Consider the following 18580-nt stretch of genomic DNA (forward strand, 5'->3'; position numbering starts at 1 on the left):
AATCCGTAAAGGATTTAGTGGATGAACAGGCAAAATTTCCCGACTGGAGCAAGCGCAATGATATTAAATCCGCTTTAAAAGTAGGTCTTATTCTATTGCTTGATGAACACGGTTATCCCCCGGTGGAAAGGGATGAAGTCTATGATGAAATCTTTGACCAAGCGGAAAATTTTAAGAAAAATCGTCGTTCTTAAAAAGGTCCTCTTTCTCTAGGTCCTTTACTAGTAACCATCCATTGACCATTATCTTTGACCAATTTAAAAACACCAGGCTTTCCATCATATGTAGTTTTATATTTTACCCAAGCAATTTCCTTATCAATGGCTTCGTCCAAAATTTCCACCTCAATTACTTTATCAGAATCTGGCATCATATTTTGAACAGTAATCAAACTGCTATATCCTTCTGCGGTTGTATGCTTTTTAAGAACTGGTTCATCTTTTGTAAAAAAACTTTTCGCAACAATTGTTGCGGTTTCAGCAGGCGAAAGATTCTTAGTTTGTGAACAGGAAATAAATAAAAGTACTAGCGAGCAAATAACTAAATGTTTCATAACATTATCAATTTGGATTATTAATATATCTATGTGATATTTTCAATTCAATATTACGTTCGCCATCTTTTTCGTTCAGTTCCAGAATTGCCCTACGATCATTGGACAATGAAAACTTGGGTAACACATAAACGAATCGTACCGTTTCATTTTCTCCTATTTTAGAAGGCAGATTCTGTATGTAAATCGGTTCCTGATAAAGCCGTTGCAACGATTTTCTTGTTCCTTTTTGTCTTGTTTCAATAGAGAGTTTTAAGAAATTCAAATCGTAATCCAAAGTAGAATTATTCTCAATCTGGACAACGAAGTAGAGCTCTTCTTTATCGAAAACTATATTTTCAACGCTCAAAATAATACCTTCATTCCGCTTTTTGATCCGGCCATTACTCTGTTTTCTGTCAAGAAGATAAGTACAAAATTTTTCATAATAATACTTCGTGTAAGCGTTGCTTTTTTCAGAAGTTTCAGCCTGAATCGAATCCTTTCCTTTGGGTATTTCATTCCCAATGCTACTAGATATTGGAATGAAATAATTAAGCTTTGTAAGCTTCTCTTTATACCTTACAATATACGAAAAAATGGAACCATTTCTATTGACTATCAGAAGATTACTTTCTTCTCCAGGTTTTGCCTGTAGCAGTCCAAAATACTGTTCTTTTTCACGATTGTAAGTAAACACAAAATTATCTGAGCCAGTTATTCCTTGCCGTATGGGTTCAGGAAAAAAAAGAGCAACATTTTTGGTATCATTGGCGTAAATAGTATCCAGAATGTTAGATGTTTGCGCTGTAACTTGTGCTGAGCAAAGATGAGTTGCAAAACTACAAGTGGCTAAAAAAATTGAAGTTATTATATATCTTTTCATAAGAGTGAATTTTAAAGACCCATTATGGGTTCATAATTTTGGTTTTAGAATAAGTTTGTAGTTGTTCAGCACGGTTATCTTAACGTTCCGATTGTTACGTTTAAGTATCTTGGTAATTCCGCTTACTTGTGGAACACTAGGGATATTGATATCTCCAATAAGGTCATCCAATACTTCACTAGTTGCCTCAGCACGAAAGTTGTTTTCCACATAGATGCCTTCACTTCCATCTTGCAAATCGAATGCTTTGAGATTCGTGGGATGATGATTGATATTCTCAATTTCAATTAAAGCACGATTAGGCTGAAAGCTGATAAATCCAAAAACTAGGGTATTCTTAGGCATCTTTCTGTTATTGATTGTTGCAGCTTTGGTAAGGCGCATTCTTAATCTAGTATTCGCTTTTACAATCTGATCGCCATCGACCACCACATAAATAGTTTTGTCTGTATAACTGATTATTGAAATCTCGTTCGGCTTTGGCGAAGAAGCAAAAAACAATTGATGTTCTAGACCCAGTTCTTTGGCTTGAATTTTCTCTTCTCTCTTTATTTCAGCTGAATCCATTTGCTGTGCATCCTTTCGGGGAGCTCTCTTTCCTTGAATGTTTTGATACCGCTTTTCGGTATACTGAATCCTACCTGAATTATAAATACTATCCACGATACGTTCTTTTTCACGTTCGGGTAGATCTGGATCATAAAAGCCCATGGAATCAATCAACTTTTCATCATAGATACTAGGAGCGTTAGTTTCGCGAACTTCCTTCAAATCATTTATAGCATCCAGTTTAGAATCGTATTCTTTCTGGTTTTCTTCTAAATCGGGTACCAAGGTCTGCTCAAGGTTGTCGTTTTCACTTTCATCATCGCCCATTACCATCAGGGAATAGGAAATTATAAATATTAAAATCACAGCAAGTATCGCTGCAAATACAATTTTGTTCTTTTCTATTTTCATCTGCTGCAGTTTATTTATTTATCGTTTTTCATATGTAATTCGCCAATCAACATTCCGGTTAATATCCCAAATTTTTATGGCTCATTTCATAAGAGTGGTTTTTTAAATGCCGATTATCGGCTCAATTTTCATTGTTCAGTTTTTTTAAAGTGTTTTCGAAATAATCTGTAATCAACAAACCGTGCGGATTATTGGGAAAGTTTCGATCAACAATAATCAGATTCCCCGTGGAAATCAATTCATAGGTGTCGATTATTGATCCTCTATTGATTTCAAAAATGCTTATTGTAGTAAAACTGTGAGAGCCTTCGTTTTCTTTGATTTTTGAATCGACACTAAGTACTTTTTGAACCAAGGAATATTGCAATAATCGATTGTAAACACCATCAGCTTTTTTCTGCCGATACAGGTTGTCCACAGAACTATTACCTAGCCAAAGTGCTTTTTTTAAATTACGTTCATAGTTACTAGCATCGATATTGTAGAAGTAGGTGTGAAACAGTTCTAAATGTGCCAAAGCTTCGACTTTGAAATTCTCTTTTTGGGTAACGAGCTTTAGTGGAATAATACTGCCGTCGGTGTTTATTGCAAAAGCGCTATTGAGAGCTTTTTTATTTGTGTCAAACGCCATCCATAAAGCGAAAGTGCTGGAAAACAAAGCAGCCACAACAACGGCTAGGACAATTATTCTATTCAACTTTAATACACTGTAAATATTTTTATATGGTGTTTTCATTCCATTTTCTATTAATTGGTGAATAATCTAAGCGTAAAGGAAGTCGCCCGCGAATAGAGCTTGAACTTCAGGAACACAATAAAGCCTATGGAGCCTAATTGAACGACCGGTGCAAAAAAACCTTGCCCAACGTCGGTACCGAACAGATTTGTCCAAAAATTGGTATTGATCTCTGTGTAGAGAGCGTTTACGAATACATTTACAAGAAAAAAGGCAGGTACCAGCATAAAAACTGCTGCATATAGCTTAAAGAAGTTATATGCCATAGAACGGAATTTTTCAAAAACTGACAAGCTTATGACCAATGGGAAAAAAGCCTGCATTAATCCTAAAAGAAAAAAGCGCTCGGCAAGAAATAACGGATAGATAAACAGATCCAATATCCATAGAAAAATTCCTGCTATAAAAGCAAATATCTTAAAGCCATAAAGCGGAGTTACTAAAGCTTCATAAAGGAGTGTCATTGCATTTTTTGCAGCATCCATTAAACTTACGTCTTCTTCGATTGGAAGTTCTTGCATTTGCAAGGGCAAGAGTGCAGGAGCGGTGCCGCGATATTGACTCTCTATAGAAACTAGAATACTATCAAAGAATCCTAGAATTTGTGTCGAGAAAATTACGAGTAATACAATTGCGAAATTTTTGGCTAATTCTCCTGGACTCAATCCCCAGGAATAACCGTCTTTATCTGCAATACCTTCATTGTATTTTTTTAGGATATTGACTAGGAAAAAAAGAACAGCAAGCGTTTTCATTCCAGCAATAGTATATTGCGAGAAACTGCTATTCTGTATGGTCTGGAAAACGGTATCAATATATTCCAGTCCTATTCCTAAAATGATTGTTGCGGTCATCTCTAATATTCGGTTTCGCGGTTATTGATTTTATCCTGCATCTTTCTGAAGGAAATAATATCCTTATACCTTCTGGTTTTAGTTTTAATATTGGAAACCATTTCCTTCGATTCTAGTTCTTTTTCCTTTAGAATTTCCGCACGTTCGGCATCGCTCATTTTAAGGTAATCGCTGGAGAGAATCTCATCGATAAAAGCCATTGTTTCTAGAGAGTTTTCTACGATAGCAGTAAATGATTGTGAAACCCTTGCGACTTCATCAGGTTTGATGTATGGGCTGTTAAGGATATCTCTTAAATCATCCTGCATCACATCAATAAGACGTTGGTTATTTCGTCCAATTTCTCGGACAGCTTTTAATTGTCTAACAACATCATTAACCTTTTCAATGTTTTCTTTTTGTGTCTTTAAGAACTGGACGGTCTTAATAATGTTTGCGGTTTGCTTACCTGATTCTATCAGTTGCTTTACTAGGCTGATAAAGTTGGTATTGTCATAAGTGGGCATTCCTTGGGCCGTAGCACGGCCAGGCATTAACAGCGTCATGGCTATTACCACTATTAATGTTTTAATTTTTGTCTTACTCACAGCTTTTCTATTTCTGAAGTATTCGCGCATTTTCTTTGAAAATTTCATAGTATTCATATTTAAGAATTAATAAAGATTTTGATAGCTTCTTCCATTGAGCCAGTCTTATTATAAATCGCCATTATGGCTTCGTTTTCCTGTCCATCGGTCAGGTAAGCTGCATATACTTCTTTCGGCACTTCGAGCCTAAAAATGTTGCTTTCCTTTCCAATCTTGATGAACATTTCGGTGTACTTCCGTGGTCCGGAAAAGTTGTTTTTAATTGACTTCAATTGGTTCAGGTCGTGGCTTGATAGGTTGAGTCGCTTGACCAATTCATCATATCCCTTTTCATTGTGGAGGCTGTAAACAACTTGCGTATTTTCCAGAATACTTGCTGAAGTTGAATTATTGGGAAGCTGATTGATGGATTGTAGAATAATCCCAATTGCTCCGTTTTGTTTACGGATCGCTTGGTAATAGAATTCCACACTTTCCAATACATTTTCAAACTTTAATTGCTTGGCAAACTCATCAAATAGGATGATGCCTTTTTCGGCTCGGTTTTTCCATATCGTTCGTTGAATTGCTGACTTAATCAGCTTCAACATTACGGAAAGTATTTCCTTATTATCCTTTACTTCATCCAGTTCAAAAACAATTAATCGTTTGTCCTCGATTTTGTAGGTCTGATCTTCGCTCACCTCAAACAAAAAGCTATAAAGACCATGGCCGACATATTCGGACATTACGTGTAAGAAACTCGTAACATTAAAGTAGTCAGGATGGATTTTAAGGGTGCTTAGAAGATCTTCCTGATTCTTTTCGATGAAGTCATAGAAACCCTCTAAAGAATGATTTTCTGAAGTACTATCGTAATAGTGACGCAGTATTTTTTTGATAGAAACAGATTGTGCTTTGGTCACTTTCAGTTCGGAGGCGAAAAGCTCAAATAAGAACACGGACAGATCTTCCAATCGTTCCGGCGTCAAGTCATTTTGGTTGCTGATGTAAAATGGATTGATACCCAAATTTTTTCCACTCTCGTAGCGCAATACTGTGTATTGTTCAGGATAGAGTTTAGCAAATTTTGTGTAGGATCCTCCAAGATCTATAATAACCAGGCGAACACCACTTTCAAAATATTGACGTAAAATATTATTGGCTAAAAAGGATTTCCCCTCGCCTGTTGGCGCGAAAATAGCAAAGTTTCGAGCTTTGATACGTTTTTTACGCTCATCCCAGACATCTTTGAGAACTGGAATATTATGCTCACGGTCATTGAAAATGATACCGGTAGCATCCGATTTGTAATTGGTGTTATTTATGAATAAACACAATGCGTGTTTCAAATCGGTAACATATAAATCGTTATTGGAAAAATTAGACGAAAAACAGCAGTAACTGTTCAGTATATAATTCTTCCGTTCTTCCCCTCTCGGATAATATGGGATGATATCTAGTTCCTTGAATTCAGTCTTTATCTTTGAGGTAATTTTATCCAACTCTTTAGCATCCTTTGACCAATAAATAATGTTGAAATGACCACGAATGATCCGTGCATTTTCATCGGCATTGATTTGATCAAGAATGTGCTGAATTTTTCCAAGCACAACTTTGTTTTGAGAACCAAAATTGGAACTTTTACTCAATTCCTCTATTTTCTTATCGAGTAACTTGCGCCACTTATGCTTGTCGTCTAGATAAAGAATCTGATTTACAATATGGTTCTCATTAAGCGTAAGCCCTAGACCATCAATAAACCCTTGATGAAACACAAAATCGTCAGAAGTGAATTTCTCATTGGTTTTGCTACTTTGTACACTTTCTCCAAAGCACAGTTCGCTATTGATGGCAAGGGCATCAAAATGGTTCTCGCCAATATTGACGCTTTTATTGTCCAGTAAAATATCGGTATCAAAGCCCTCATTAAATCCATTGAAATAGGTCTCTGTGAGACTGATAATTTCTTTTTCATTTAATGGTCTGAGAGACACTTTCCGGCTATTGTTTATAAAAGAAACGGAATCGCTTATCGAGTTGGCGAAACTTTTAATGGTATCATCCAGTTCCTGTACAATTCCTTTGGAAACCTTTCTAAAGGGATTAACGTATTTTGCATTGTTGAGCGCTTTATTCTTGGTCAGGATAAAGAACAAATAACATTTATGCTCCATATACTCGCGGCCTTTAAAATGGGCGTGTGTGGCTTTTTCTAAAAAGGTGGTGTTCGGAAGTATTTCTGAAGAATAACACTTCTTCAAATAGATATCCTGCTTATGAACGACAATCCCAACGGGTAAGGATTTTAAAGCTTGAAACCAAGCACCGTGAATGTCTTCAAAATCCTTTTCGGAAAGGGAATAGATTTCTGGTAGGTTCCCTTCATAGCATAAAACTACATTGCCATTGTTGGCAAAGACGATATTGTCCTGAATATCTGCAATGGGTTGATAGGCTCTAAGGTTAATCTTGTTCATAACCAAAGCCTGATTTTCTTTTGTTGCTAATTATCCTTGGGAAAACCTTCGCCATCTGAAAGATTTGTGGGTTGTTATGTATTCGGGTCAAGACCGTGTATAGTGCAGCGTTTATTATAAATACCCCTATAATCATCCCGAAACTGAAAGAAAAAATAATGACTAATAGGGAAAATAGTATTGCCACCATCATTAGAGCAAAAAGGGATATGGACAGACCAAAAATGACCGCCTGTTTTCTGATATTTTTATAGACTTCGTACGTTTTCATCGCTATACTACAATCGAGATTAGATATGTAAATATTCCTACTACAGCCCCGGTAATAAGAACGAAAACGAGAATTCGGGTAATCCCCTTCTTGATATCGGCGTTCTCCCCAAAGAAATGTCCGGCATTAAATAGGAAGCCTACAAGAAATATAATTGCCAAAACTATTGGAAAGATTTTTCGAATTGTGTTTGATACATCATCAACCGAATTCTCAATGCCACCAATTTGTGCAAAAAGCGAGGTGGATAACAGTGACAGAAATGTTGCCAAATAGAGTGATTTTTTCATAACGGAAAAGTTTATATTTTGATTCGTTTTCGTTATTAGAAATTTACATATATTTATTTATAAATTACTGATAATCAGGTAATTGTGAATAAAATATTATTTGATTTAGTTTCAATTCCGTTGCTATTATTTGATATCAAATTCTATGGAATCTCGAAGTAGAGTTGTTGATAACCTGAAAATTGAAAATGAAAAAAGTGCTCAAAAACGTCAATTTTGCCTTTTTGCTTCTAAAAATGTGTATCATTTTTGGTCAGGGAACTGCAACTCAAAAAATAATAATCATTGATGCTGGACACGGTGGAAAAGATTCCGGTACGATAGGAATAAATGGCATTCAAGAAAAAGATATAGTACTGGACATTGCTTTGGAAATTTTGAAACTAAACGAAAAGTCAGAAATGCCACTTGATATCTATTTGACGAGATATAGTGATACGCTTATTTCGTTATCTGATAGAAGCAAGCTGGCCAAGGCTTTAAATGCGGAATTATTTATTTCCTTGCATTGTAATCATTCGGATAATCCAAATGCAAGAGGGATTGAAGTTTATGTGGCCAATGGGAAATCTAAATATTCTGATGAAAGTACCTGGCTCGCTTTTAAATTGCAAGAAGCGCATAATAAAGAATTAGGATTTGAAAGTAGGGGTGTGAAGTTTGAAAATTTTCAGGTGTTGCGGGAAACTGCTGATTATTGTTTATCTATGCTTTTGGAATTGGGGTTTTTGAGTAATAGAGATGAATCTTGCTATTTTTTAAAAACTGATAATATCAAAGTTATTGCATTAGCCATTTTAATGGGATTATATAAATATTTAAATAATGGATTATGAAAGAAGTTTTTATTGAGATTGTGAAGAATTTAAACGAAATATTAAACGCTTTATTTAGAGAAATATATGGGAATTGTAAATCTTAATAAGTTGCCAAAATAAAATTTTCAACATAAGCCTTTTTCAATTCACCATATTTTGCATTATAATACTTAATTTGAAATATTATTTAGAGATTAAATGAGTAAAGACGAAATTAAGCAGATACCAGATGCAGATTTATCAAGTGCAGGGGATGATTTTCATATTCTGTGGACAATAAAGAAATCTTTAGAATTATTAAATTTTGATGATTCTGGAATTAAGGCAATCAATATTGAAGGAGTTCAATTGTCAGAATCAGAGCAGTTGGATCCAACAGGAAAAAATTTACTAGGAGTTGATTTAAGTGAATATTATGGTGCAGATAATTATATTGAAGCAGAAAAAGTTGTTATCTCACAACTAAAATACAGTACACTTAGAAGAAATAAGAATTATACAATTGGTGAATTATATATAGGTAAAAAAAGTAAATCTACAGAAGGGTCTTTAATTCATAGGTTAGCGGATATATTCAAGATTTATTTGGATGAATTTGGTAGAGAGTCAGTTTTGAATAAAGTAAGTATAAAGTTAGTTACTAATAGAAACTTTAACCCTAATCATCTCAGGTCTATTAATAATATTAAAACCTATCTTCTTAAAAAGAAAGGAAAAATAAGCTTTAATGCGGTGCTTAAAGATAATCCGCAAAATAGCACCTCATTAGAAAAATTATTTTTAGCTTCAAGATTAAAAGTAACAGAGTTTACTGATTTTATACGGATACTTGATTTAGATGACTGCGGCACAGATTCAAGACCTAATTTAAAAATCCAACTATACAAAGCTATTTCTAGAATATCATATACTTCTAAAATTCAGTACAATCAATTGCGAGAGTTAGTCTTTGACAAAATGATGCCGGAAGCTAGGAGTAGAAGAAGAATCACAGTAACTGATATTATTGCAAATCTTGGCTTTAATGATGGCAGTATAGAAAATTTATTTCCTGTTTCTCAAAGTTTAGAGAATAATAAGAATAGTATTTTAAGAGAGCAATTAGAATCTATTAATTCAAAGATAACATCAAATACAGGTTTTCTACCAATATGTATTCACGGCGGTGCGGGTATTGGAAAATCAACTATAATTCAACAAATACAACAATACTTACCAGACACCAATGAGTGTATAATCTTTGATTGTTATGGTTCAGGTTCATACCAAAACTCTGAGGATAATAGACATTTACACAAAAATGCACTTTTACATATTTCAAATGATATTGCAAGGAAGGTAGGTACGGATTTCTTAATAGTGCATATTCCCGAGCAAAGTGATTTTTATATAAAAGAATTTAGAAAAAGAATTGTACGTGCGGTAGAAATTTTAAAACATAGAGATGTCAATTCTACTCTTACCATTATTATAGATGCAGCTGATAATAGTATCACAGCAGCTAGTAATGATGGAGATAAAAGCTTCGTTCAAGATATCTTAAATATGAACATTCCACTTGGATGTAATTTAATAGTAACCACTAGAACACATCGAAAAGAGTCACTCAATTTACCCGAAGATTATATTGATATTGAGCTAGAACCATTTAGTCTAGCAGAAACAACTCAGTTTATAAAAATATACTTCCCAGATATTCTAGAAAAAGAAATTAAAGATTTCCATAAATACACTTATGGTATACCAAGAGCTCAATTTTATTCAATTGATTTGAAAAAAATAGGAATTGAAGAGGTTATAAATTTTTTAAAACCGAATGGAAAAACTGTTGAGTTATTAATTCTTGATAAAATAAAGGAAGCCAAGAAAAAAGTAACTAATCAAGAGAAAATATTAATTGACGATTTTTTTAGACTTTTGATTGGATTACCAAGGCCTGTTCCTATAAATTATTTATCAGAAATATTAAATGTCAATCAAAGTTTTCTGTTAGATATATCTTCAGAAGTCTGGAACGGTTTGATATATGAAAATAATAATTTTGAATTTCGAGATGAAGATTTTGAAAATTATATTCGAGATAATTATCCATTAGATCAAGAGAAGTTAAAAGAAGTAACTAAAGTTTTTCTCAATCAAGCGGAGAATGATAGTTATGCTTCAGTTAATTTGGGAAGCTTACTTTTTCAGTCTAAACAAAATCAATTATTAAAAGAAATAGTTCTAGATAGAAAGTTTTTATTACTTCCAGAGGATCCTATAAAAAATAGAGCAACTTATATAAGTAGAACAAGGTTAGCAATGAAGGTTGCTAATAATACTGATGACAATTTATCTTACTTTAAGCTAATATTTATAGCTGCTGAAGAAGCTAAAAAGGAGAAAGCATTAACCGAAGTTTTAATTAATTATCCTGATTTAGTAGCTGTATTTGGAGACGATACTTCACTCAATAAACTAAAGCTTAATTCTGACGAAAAATCATGGGCAGGCTCATTTCATATGAAATTGGCAGGTGTATATTCAAGAGAATTAAAAAGCCATAAGACAGCATTAAAACATTTAAAAACAGCTAAAGAATGGCTAAATTGGAGAAAAGACTCAGTTAAAAAGGAGAATTTACATAAATATTATATTTCAAGTAAGGATATAGCTTATTATACAGAAGCTGTTTTGAGGTTAGTTGGTATAGATGAAGCTTTAAGCTCGATTAATAGTTGGACCCCTAGAGATGTTAGATTATCTGGAGGAAATTATTTATTAGAAAACTTATTTTTATTCAGTAATAAAACAGAAATAAATAAATGGCTCAAAATAGAAGCATTAAGGATTGATGCTCTAATATTTATAGTCACTAAAGTTTTCAAGCATAAAATAAGCCACGATTCTGAACTAAATAGAATCGCTAATAAAATTGGAAGAATACTATCAAGAAAAAGAATTAAATTCAATATTAAGTTCAGATTAATAATAGTTGATTTCTGTGAGATATTAATATTTAATAGTATTGATAAAACGTTGGTAAATAGCATTTTAACGCACATTAAATGTGAGTTACCAAATTATATTCCTAGTTTTTATAGGATGCATGGTAATGATGACGAAGAGAACAAAGTAAATTTGTATTTAAAGACTAAATCTTTAAAAGCTTTTCTTGACGATGAATTGTTATCAATTGAAAGTATTCTTCCAGATAAATTTAATGATATAGATAAAATTCAAGATCGTGAGAAAAAAAACTCATTAGAAAGAGATAAAAAAGAGTTTACTAGTTTTTACAATCATATTCTACCCGTCTTTCAATTAAACACAAGTTTTGTATCTAAAAAATTAACCATCAATGGGGCTACTAAAAAGTTTATTGATATTTGTGAGTCTTTGTCTAAAGACTATGGTTTTAGATACGAAAATGGGCATAGTTATAAAGAAAAACTAAATTATTTTGCCAGTTTATTAGCCAATTTTGCTGTAAAAACTAGTAATATTGATTTAATAGAAATATTGATAACATCATTGGATAGTAATGCTAGCAAAATAGCAATGAGATTTTGGATTATTGAAGAAACAATACACATCGAAAGCTTTCTAAATAAAAACCTCAAAATACTTAATGAAATAGATGAACTTATAAAAATTGGTTCGAATCCTTCATCACAAATAATTGAAAGCTATATAAAATGCGCTTTAATAAGCAGAAAGATAGACTTTGAATCTGGTAAACATTACTTCAATGAAGCTATAAAGGCCACAGAGGAAATTGATTTTGAAGCTTTTTCTAAAATTAGTTGTTTATCAAATTTAGCAAAGATAGGTTTTGAAAAAACTGACCCTAAACTTGCTCACGAATATGCCAGATTTACAGAATATAGTGATTTTATGTTAACGGGATATGATAAAAAGCATTTTCCTTATGAAGATGCTCTATTAGGTATTGCTGATATAAACTTTAATTCAATGTTTACTACAGCATCTAGATGGCATCATAGGGGTATAATTAATTTCTCTAAATATATTGTAGCTATTTTAAAATTTTCTTTAGAGAAGGGTAATATTAATCATGTTGTAGCAGGTTCATTAATCCCAATTTATCAGTATAAATATTATACGGATGAATTAATTGAACTTTATGATATGATTTTAACAAAATATGATGAATCAAGAGATTTGATTGGTAAAACTAAGTTTGTTGAAATAGTTTATAGAGATTGCATGCTGCATAAAAATAAAAACACATTAAATCATATTTACAATACAATTAAGGCAGGAGCATTTGTTGAATTACAGTTAGTCCAGAAAATAGAATCATACTTAAATTTTAGGAAAACAGTTGAAAAAGAAAGTAAGTATACAAATGATTTCAATAAAGAGAAATTTGGTCATGAAATAGACCTTAATAGCGTTGATGTTAATTCTACAAGAGACTTAGAAAAATCTATTAGTACTATTATCGAAAATAACGACAGTTATTCTAACAGATGGAAAATACATAATTTTTTATCAGATATAAAAAATAATTGTCTGCCAAAGGATTATGTAAATCACTTAGATGCAATTGTAAATATAGACTCTGAACTTTTGAGTTTTAATTCATTTGAAGATGCAATAAGAGAGCGATTAGAGGAATGGAGCTATTATTCTTCATTGAAACAATGGAAAAAAGAGAAATTTAGATATGTTATTTTAACTTGGTTTGAAAACTTTGATTATGGTAATTCTCTAAGTATAGGGAAATTGCAAGAGTTTGCAAATATGTTTAATTTCGATGAAATTCAGTTAGGGGATGTTATTCTTAGCGTTTTACCAGAAAAAATTGAAACTCTAACTGATGAGTCAATATACAGCGTATTTTTCTTAATAAAACATAGATTAACAAAAAAAGATAACACTGAAATTTTTAATTGGGTTTTACCTAGATGGAACAAAAATATAAAGTCTGATTTTACAGATGGCTTATGGAATGATAAGTTGCTACCGCCTTACGATACGGATGAATCTATTGCTAATATACTAAGATTGTATTTAGGATTACCCGATAAAGAATTAAGATGGGAAGCAGTTCATAGCATAAGAAGACTTGTAAATCTCGACAATGAAAACATTCTAAGGAACCTTATTAAACATCAGAATAAAACAGATTGTATTCCATTTCAAAATGAAGAATATATTTTTTATTGGATTTCGGCTAAACTATACCTATGGATTGCAATAGATAGGCTGAGTGCTGAAGTTCCTGAGAAGCTAATTGATTTCAAAGAGGAATTTATCAAAGAACTTCAAAATGAGGAGTTACCACATGTATTAATTAATTTCTTTATTAAAAGGACTTGTCAAAATTTACTGAAGTATAATGAGAAGATTTATAATGAAGATGAACGAGAAATAATTGAAAATACTTTAGTCAGTAAACTTGATAAAGTTAAAGAAGATTCATATTCAAGACAGCAGAGAAAATACAATCCAAATCCAGATAAAAATTGGAGATTTAATTTTGACAGTATGGATGTCTTGCCATATTGGTATAGTAATCTCAGTAAAATTTTTAATCTATCTGAATATGACGTTGCTGACATAGCGGATACGTATATCGTTGAAAAATGGGGATATACAGGAGATGTAAATAAAGATGATTATACTAGGAATTATGATTGGGGCCTAAGAGATAAAAGAAATGGAAGTAACCCACAAGTTGAAAGTTTAGATACTTATTTTGAATATCATGCTATGTTTTGTGCTGCAAGTGTATTGTTGGAAAAAGAACCTCAATTAAAAAATTATTATGATGATGACGATGATTGGGATTCTTGGGAATACTGGCTCAAATCAAAAGCAATTACATGGGATGATTTTTGGGCTTCAGATTTGAGAGATCCTTTGCCTCTAATGGATAAATTTTGGCTAAACGAATATGATAAATTTGACGAAGATTGGAGAGATTCAATAGATGAAGAAAAGTTTGATAGGGAAATAGGTTTATCAAAATATTATAATGATAGATTTATTATTCCGCATGGAGGCTTTACTCGATATATAGGCTATAATAGTGAATCTGTTTATATACGTTCGTCATTAGTTTCAATAAAAGGTTCAGAAGCATTGTTGAGAGCTTTTCAGAGCGCAGAAAATCAACATGATTATACATTTCCCATAGAAAGTGATGGAGAGCATTTTGAGATTAATAGTAGTGATTTAATCTATAAAAGTTGGCTAAAAGTTAATGATACAAAATATGATGGTTTAGATAAACATGATTCTCTAACGAAAGAAGCAGGTAAAAGTATTATTACATTTGGAACCGGAATACAAGAATCTTTCCAAATCAAATTTAGTAATGATTTGAAGTTAGCCCAACTAGATGATAACGAAGTGTCTTTTTTCGAATTTTGGGATGAAACAAGTGATAGTAGATATAGAGATATTAAAAATGTAGAGAGTTCTGGCGAAATTCTTAAAGTTGATATTGACTTCATATTGGAAATTTTGAAAAAGGAAAACATGAACATGATTTTAAAATGTCAAATAACCAAACAACTCAAGGAAAACCAATATTGGAGTGATAACAGTGAGCAGCCTTGGGAGCATACTAAAATTTATTTATTAAAATCGGATGGAACAGTTAAAACACTCAGAGGAAGAAATTTTAAAGTTAGGTAAAAAACTATTAGCAGAATTAGATTTAACTTATACAGTTAATACATTAGCTCGATGGATGGGGCACTATCTAGCTGATTTAATATATAAAATAGATAAATGTGAATCAGAAGAAGAAAAAGCCAAACTTAAAAAAGAGTGTTACGCTATAATATTAGAAATATGGGAAAAAAGAGAAAGAATACCAATTGCTGCGCCAACAGAAAGGTTAAAACCAATAATTGATGTTATATCGTTACTCAAAAAAAATGAACATCCTTTTATCCGTCATAGATTTTTAAATAATAATAATGGTTTAAGAAATAAAAATTCAAGCTGGCTAAGCTTTCTGGAAATTATAAAAAATAATTCAGAAAGGATATATCGCAAATCATTAATTTCAATGATAAGTGAAGAGCTTTTGGAGAAAGATAAAGAATGGATTGAGGAACATAGCAGTTTTTTATCTGATGACGAAAAGAGCGTAGTAGAATATTTAGATTCTATAAAAGAAATTGAAATTTCTTTTATAGACGATTCTGAAAATGAAATTACTAAAAAGGACATGGTTGAAAATTTGTTTAACGAGTTAGAAGAGTTGATAAATGAGCAAAAAGAAGAATTGTTGAGACTAAAAAAGATAACACTTAATACTTTAAAAAAGAATAGTAATTAGAATACAGCCTTTCAATAAGGAGTTAACTGAAACAATGCAAGAAATAACTTTTATTAATTTATCTAAAGCAAAGTCTAAAGATTTATACATTGACATTTTTGACAATGCAAAACGTTTAAAATCTGATTCTTCAATATTAGTTGATGTAAATAAATCCTACAGTAGCGCAAGCTCATTGCTTATTTTGAGTTCTGAAGAAGTCATTAAGGCTATTTTGGTATTATTACATAGTCATGGTTATAAGGTTTATTTGCTTAAAGACGCAAAAGGTTTTTTCAAAAATCATGAAATAAGACACTCTCTTCAAATGCTTATTGAAACTGGAATATCTCTATTTGATACGATTGATAAATGGGAAAATAGAAAACTCAAAAAGCAAATTCCGAAAACAGAAAATAAATGGCTTAATAATACATTACTATTTTTGTCTGATGCATCATTTGTATTGTCTAATGTTAGTTCAGCAATTTATAGGATTGAAAATATTAAAAAATTCAATGACTTAAAAAATGCAGGGTTTTATGTAGATTACAAAAATGAAATTTTAATCCCACAAAAAATTGTTGTTCAAAATGATTATAATTCCATTTTAGAAACTTCAAATCGATTGATAATATTTTACAAGCAATTAAGAATATTATTTCATCCTTCCATCACAAAACATTTGTCAAATAATAAGATTGAGGAAATAAAAAATGGATTACATATTTTTATAAATGATGCTTTAAAAGACTTTTCTTTTAAAGAGATTAATAAAATTAAGTAGTTTGATTATTAGAGAACTTCTTTAAACCATAAAATGTTCACTAGCAGCCATATTTTTTTTAAATACAGATTTATCAATTAACCTGTATGAAGGTTTTTTTAGCTCATCAGGAATATTATTGATTCTAACATATAAGAATGTATGTATTTGTTAATGTCTGAAAAAGGCTCACTATTAATTAGATTTTGAGCGTCCAAGATGCTATTTAAGGGTTATTGCGTTTATTCATTTCCGCACAAGCGGAAATCTTTTATTTGCGTTTATCCCCGGCCCCCTCATCAAACGCAATCAAATTAAAAAGTTCTCTCATTCTGCTACGAACACGATTACCATAGCGTTCTTCAAGCTCCTCGGCATTCAAATTTGTAGTTGCATGCGTTTTTATTCTATGTTTTGATTGAAGGTACAGCTCATATCGAGATAAAAGAACCTCGCCCATCACATTGAGATCCTTGCCATAAAATCTTCCGGGAGGCTCTATGCCTAGATCGTCAAAACAGAAGAATTTTGTATTTCCATAGTCTTCAATAGTTTTAAATCCGAGATGATTAAAGCTGAAAATTACATTCCTGCACGGAATCATCTCGTAGGATCGTTGCACAGGTACAATATGTCGAAGTAGTTTCATCAAAGTGGTTTTCCCGCACCCAACAGGCCCGGAAAGTAAGATTCCCTTATCGGGATCAATCCCATTCTTTTTGCAATTCTCTTTATCGCAGATAAAGTAATTGCAAAGCTTGAGCAGGATATCCTTATCCTCGTCATAAATTTTAAATTTTTCCCCGAACAGAAGCTTGCCTTTGGCATCCAGGTAAATCAGGATTTTGTCAAAATCGTAAAGAACGCTTTTGCCATTAAATTTTCCGAGCGAATATTCCACGCCACCTTCGGTTATTTTAAAGGGGTTGTCCATAGTCCTTGTTTTTAGTGGTTCGCAAGTTGTCCTTGATTTGGGACTCCTGTTTTCTGTTTTGTTTGATTTCCTCGCCAAATAATTCAGTTCTATCCATCCAGTTTTTCGCTAAAGCACGCCAATCTCTTATTTCTTTTCCATCGCTCGTTAACCAATTCCGAGTTTCATAATGCTCGAAGAATTTTTTTCCTTCATCAGCATTAAAACTTTTTTCAATAAAAAAATTAATAACTGCCTGCCAGCCCTTTGGTTGTTTTATATTGTTTACTTGTTTGGTATTGTTTATAGTAGATACCAATGCTTGTCCACTGGTGGGATGGTGTGGGTCCACAGCTTGTCCAGAGATGGGATGGTGCTGTCCTGCTACCCGTACGTTTCTGGGACGGTACTGTTCCGTGAGCTGTTCCAATTCGGGATTGTACTGTCCCATATCCGGTTCATCAGTTGTACCGATAATGGACATCTTGATTTTACTCCCTTTGTATGGATTATTAGATGGAAAATAGGAAAGATACTCCCAAGTATCTAGGTCGGTCACGCATCTGTGATAGGTGGATTTTGAACCTATTTTGGACGCCATCATTAAATCCCTGCGATTCACATAGAATTCATCTGCAAAGCGGCTGCTGTTCCATTCCTGAAACAGCGCCATATACAAACTGATATGTGTGGGATTTAGGCGGTCATCAAAAAAAAACTTTTCAAAAGCCGCATTGAGTAGCTTTATATAATTCATAACCATTTATTCAAACTTGTTATGAATGCGATTTTGATTCATAAGCTTGTGGATTTCCTCAGAATCATAATAAATAATTGCACCAACCTTCGAATAAGGAAGCGTACCATTAATTCTAAGGTTTTGCAAAGTACCTGAGCTCAATTGAAGTAGTTCCATAACTTCGGACGACTTCATGTAGCGCTTTAAATTTCCAGAAGTTTGTTTTGTAAGTAGCTTTCTAATATCTTGGAGCAGTTCAATTCTGAAATCTCTAAGATCGTCTGTAGTAATAATAGTTGTTGGCATAATTAAATGTTTTAAAAACAATCCCACCGCAGGTTAAAAGGTTTAAAGCGATGGGATTGCTCTGGTTTGACTTTCATTTACAAAATTGGTAGATGTCAGAAGATAATTTAGCCAAGGTATGACCAACTTGGTTAAATTTATTTTTGGAAGAATACATAGTATAATCGAATATATATGGGAT

General features: G+C 32.4%; 16 protein-coding genes. 5 read left to right on the forward strand and 11 right to left on the reverse strand.

Annotated features, from left to right (window positions below; genetic code table 11):
- Window positions 1–194: type I restriction enzyme endonuclease domain-containing protein (locus GILLI_RS04340; RefSeq protein ID WP_006987901.1), on the forward strand; the 194-nt coding region annotated here is incomplete at its 5' end.
- Here GILLI_RS04340 and GILLI_RS04345 read toward each other — a convergent pair.
- The 8 genes from GILLI_RS04345 to GILLI_RS04385 form a co-directional block, all read right to left on the reverse strand.
- The gene (locus tag GILLI_RS04345) at window positions 191–553 is read right to left on the reverse strand and encodes a hypothetical protein (RefSeq protein WP_006987902.1); all 363 of its coding nucleotides are present in this window, start codon (window positions 551–553) and stop codon (window positions 191–193) included. The two genes, GILLI_RS04340 and GILLI_RS04345, sit on opposite strands and share 4 nt — an antisense overlap.
- 7 nt (window positions 554–560) lie before the next feature.
- Complete coding sequence (locus GILLI_RS04350) at window positions 561–1418, reverse strand: DUF4138 domain-containing protein (RefSeq protein ID WP_006987903.1); 858 nt, start codon at window positions 1416–1418, stop codon at window positions 561–563.
- Between the two features lie 30 nt (window positions 1419–1448).
- Entirely contained in the window at window positions 1449–2378 is a 930-nt protein-coding gene (traM, locus tag GILLI_RS04355) for a conjugative transposon protein TraM (protein ID WP_006987904.1), read from the reverse strand.
- 121 nt (window positions 2379–2499) lie between these two features.
- A complete protein-coding gene (locus GILLI_RS04360; RefSeq protein ID WP_006987905.1) occupies window positions 2500–3114 on the reverse strand; it encodes a hypothetical protein in 615 nt (204 codons plus the stop codon).
- 11 nt (window positions 3115–3125) lie between these two features.
- The gene (locus GILLI_RS04365) at window positions 3126–3968 is read right to left on the reverse strand and encodes a hypothetical protein (protein WP_006987906.1); all 843 of its coding nucleotides are present in this window, start codon (window positions 3966–3968) and stop codon (window positions 3126–3128) included.
- A gap of 2 nt (window positions 3969–3970) precedes the next feature.
- Window positions 3971–4513, reverse strand: coding sequence for a conjugal transfer protein (locus tag GILLI_RS04370; RefSeq protein ID WP_040506830.1), 543 nt, complete (start codon window positions 4511–4513; stop codon window positions 3971–3973).
- 101 nt (window positions 4514–4614) lie between these two features.
- Window positions 4615–7014 (reverse strand): TraG family conjugative transposon ATPase, encoded by a 2400-nt coding sequence (locus GILLI_RS04375; protein ID WP_006987908.1) that lies wholly within the window; start codon window positions 7012–7014, stop codon window positions 4615–4617.
- A gap of 273 nt (window positions 7015–7287) precedes the next feature.
- Window positions 7288–7575, reverse strand: a complete 288-nt coding sequence (locus GILLI_RS04385; RefSeq protein ID WP_006987910.1) for a hypothetical protein — start codon at window positions 7573–7575, stop codon at window positions 7288–7290.
- A gap of 188 nt (window positions 7576–7763) precedes the next feature.
- Between GILLI_RS04385 and GILLI_RS04390 the strand changes: the two genes are divergently transcribed.
- From GILLI_RS04390 to GILLI_RS04405, 4 genes are all read left to right on the forward strand, one after another.
- On the forward strand, window positions 7764–8411 hold the full coding sequence (locus tag GILLI_RS04390; RefSeq protein WP_006987911.1) for an N-acetylmuramoyl-L-alanine amidase family protein: 648 nt from the start codon (window positions 7764–7766) through the stop codon (window positions 8409–8411).
- A 180-nt stretch (window positions 8412–8591) separates the two neighbouring features.
- Window positions 8592–15044, forward strand: coding sequence for a hypothetical protein (locus GILLI_RS04395; RefSeq protein ID WP_006987912.1), 6453 nt, complete (start codon window positions 8592–8594; stop codon window positions 15042–15044).
- Window positions 14998–15696: a hypothetical protein gene (locus GILLI_RS04400; protein WP_006987913.1), complete on the forward strand. Its 699-nt coding sequence runs from the start codon at window positions 14998–15000 to the stop codon at window positions 15694–15696. The genes GILLI_RS04395 and GILLI_RS04400 overlap by 47 nt, the downstream gene beginning before the upstream one ends.
- Before the next feature lie 34 nt (window positions 15697–15730).
- A complete protein-coding gene (locus GILLI_RS04405; RefSeq protein WP_006987914.1) occupies window positions 15731–16462 on the forward strand; it encodes an AbiV family abortive infection protein in 732 nt (243 codons plus the stop codon).
- A gap of 250 nt (window positions 16463–16712) precedes the next feature.
- Here GILLI_RS04405 and GILLI_RS04410 read toward each other — a convergent pair whose 3' ends face one another.
- From GILLI_RS04410 to GILLI_RS04420, 3 genes are read right to left on the reverse strand one after another with little or no spacing between them, the layout of a single operon-like run.
- Entirely contained in the window at window positions 16713–17375 is a 663-nt protein-coding gene (locus GILLI_RS04410; RefSeq protein WP_006987915.1) for a hypothetical protein, read from the reverse strand.
- Window positions 17359–18111, reverse strand: a complete 753-nt coding sequence (locus GILLI_RS04415) for a hypothetical protein (RefSeq protein WP_006987916.1) — start codon at window positions 18109–18111, stop codon at window positions 17359–17361. The genes GILLI_RS04410 and GILLI_RS04415 overlap by 17 nt, the downstream gene beginning before the upstream one ends.
- 6 nt (window positions 18112–18117) lie before the next feature.
- Window positions 18118–18399, reverse strand: coding sequence for a helix-turn-helix domain-containing protein (locus GILLI_RS04420; protein WP_006987917.1), 282 nt, complete (start codon window positions 18397–18399; stop codon window positions 18118–18120).
- Between the last annotated feature and the right edge of the window lie 181 nt (window positions 18400–18580).

Origin of the sequence: Gillisia limnaea DSM 15749, from assembly GCF_000243235.1 — a bacterium.
Taxonomy (GTDB): domain Bacteria; phylum Bacteroidota; class Bacteroidia; order Flavobacteriales; family Flavobacteriaceae; genus Gillisia; species Gillisia limnaea.

What these genes read in the sequence shown, in the direction of transcription:
- GILLI_RS04415 (WP_006987916.1), bottom strand. Translation starts at nt 18,111, where the DNA reads ATGAATTATATAAAGCTACTCAATGCGGCTTTTGAAAAGTTTTTTTTT.
- GILLI_RS04365 (WP_006987906.1), bottom strand. Translation starts at nt 3,968, where the DNA reads ATGACCGCAACAATCATTTTAGGAATAGGACTGGAATATATTGATACC.
- GILLI_RS04385 (WP_006987910.1), bottom strand. Translation starts at nt 7,575, where the DNA reads ATGAAAAAATCACTCTATTTGGCAACATTTCTGTCACTGTTATCCACC.
- traM (WP_006987904.1), bottom strand. Translation starts at nt 2,378, where the DNA reads ATGAAAATAGAAAAGAACAAAATTGTATTTGCAGCGATACTTGCTGTG.
- GILLI_RS04420 (WP_006987917.1), bottom strand. Translation starts at nt 18,399, where the DNA reads ATGCCAACAACTATTATTACTACAGACGATCTTAGAGATTTCAGAATT.
- GILLI_RS04405 (WP_006987914.1), top strand. Translation starts at nt 15,731, where the DNA reads ATGCAAGAAATAACTTTTATTAATTTATCTAAAGCAAAGTCTAAAGAT.
- GILLI_RS04375 (WP_006987908.1), bottom strand. Translation starts at nt 7,014, where the DNA reads ATGAACAAGATTAACCTTAGAGCCTATCAACCCATTGCAGATATTCAG.
- GILLI_RS04390 (WP_006987911.1), top strand. Translation starts at nt 7,764, where the DNA reads ATGAAAAAAGTGCTCAAAAACGTCAATTTTGCCTTTTTGCTTCTAAAA.
- GILLI_RS04345 (WP_006987902.1), bottom strand. Translation starts at nt 553, where the DNA reads ATGAAACATTTAGTTATTTGCTCGCTAGTACTTTTATTTATTTCCTGT.
- GILLI_RS04395 (WP_006987912.1), top strand. Translation starts at nt 8,592, where the DNA reads ATGAGTAAAGACGAAATTAAGCAGATACCAGATGCAGATTTATCAAGT.
- GILLI_RS04400 (WP_006987913.1), top strand. Translation starts at nt 14,998, where the DNA reads ATGGAACAGTTAAAACACTCAGAGGAAGAAATTTTAAAGTTAGGTAAA.
- GILLI_RS04370 (WP_040506830.1), bottom strand. Translation starts at nt 4,513, where the DNA reads ATGACGCTGTTAATGCCTGGCCGTGCTACGGCCCAAGGAATGCCCACT.
- GILLI_RS04350 (WP_006987903.1), bottom strand. Translation starts at nt 1,418, where the DNA reads ATGAAAAGATATATAATAACTTCAATTTTTTTAGCCACTTGTAGTTTT.
- GILLI_RS04410 (WP_006987915.1), bottom strand. Translation starts at nt 17,375, where the DNA reads ATGGACAACCCCTTTAAAATAACCGAAGGTGGCGTGGAATATTCGCTC.
- GILLI_RS04360 (WP_006987905.1), bottom strand. Translation starts at nt 3,114, where the DNA reads ATGAAAACACCATATAAAAATATTTACAGTGTATTAAAGTTGAATAGA.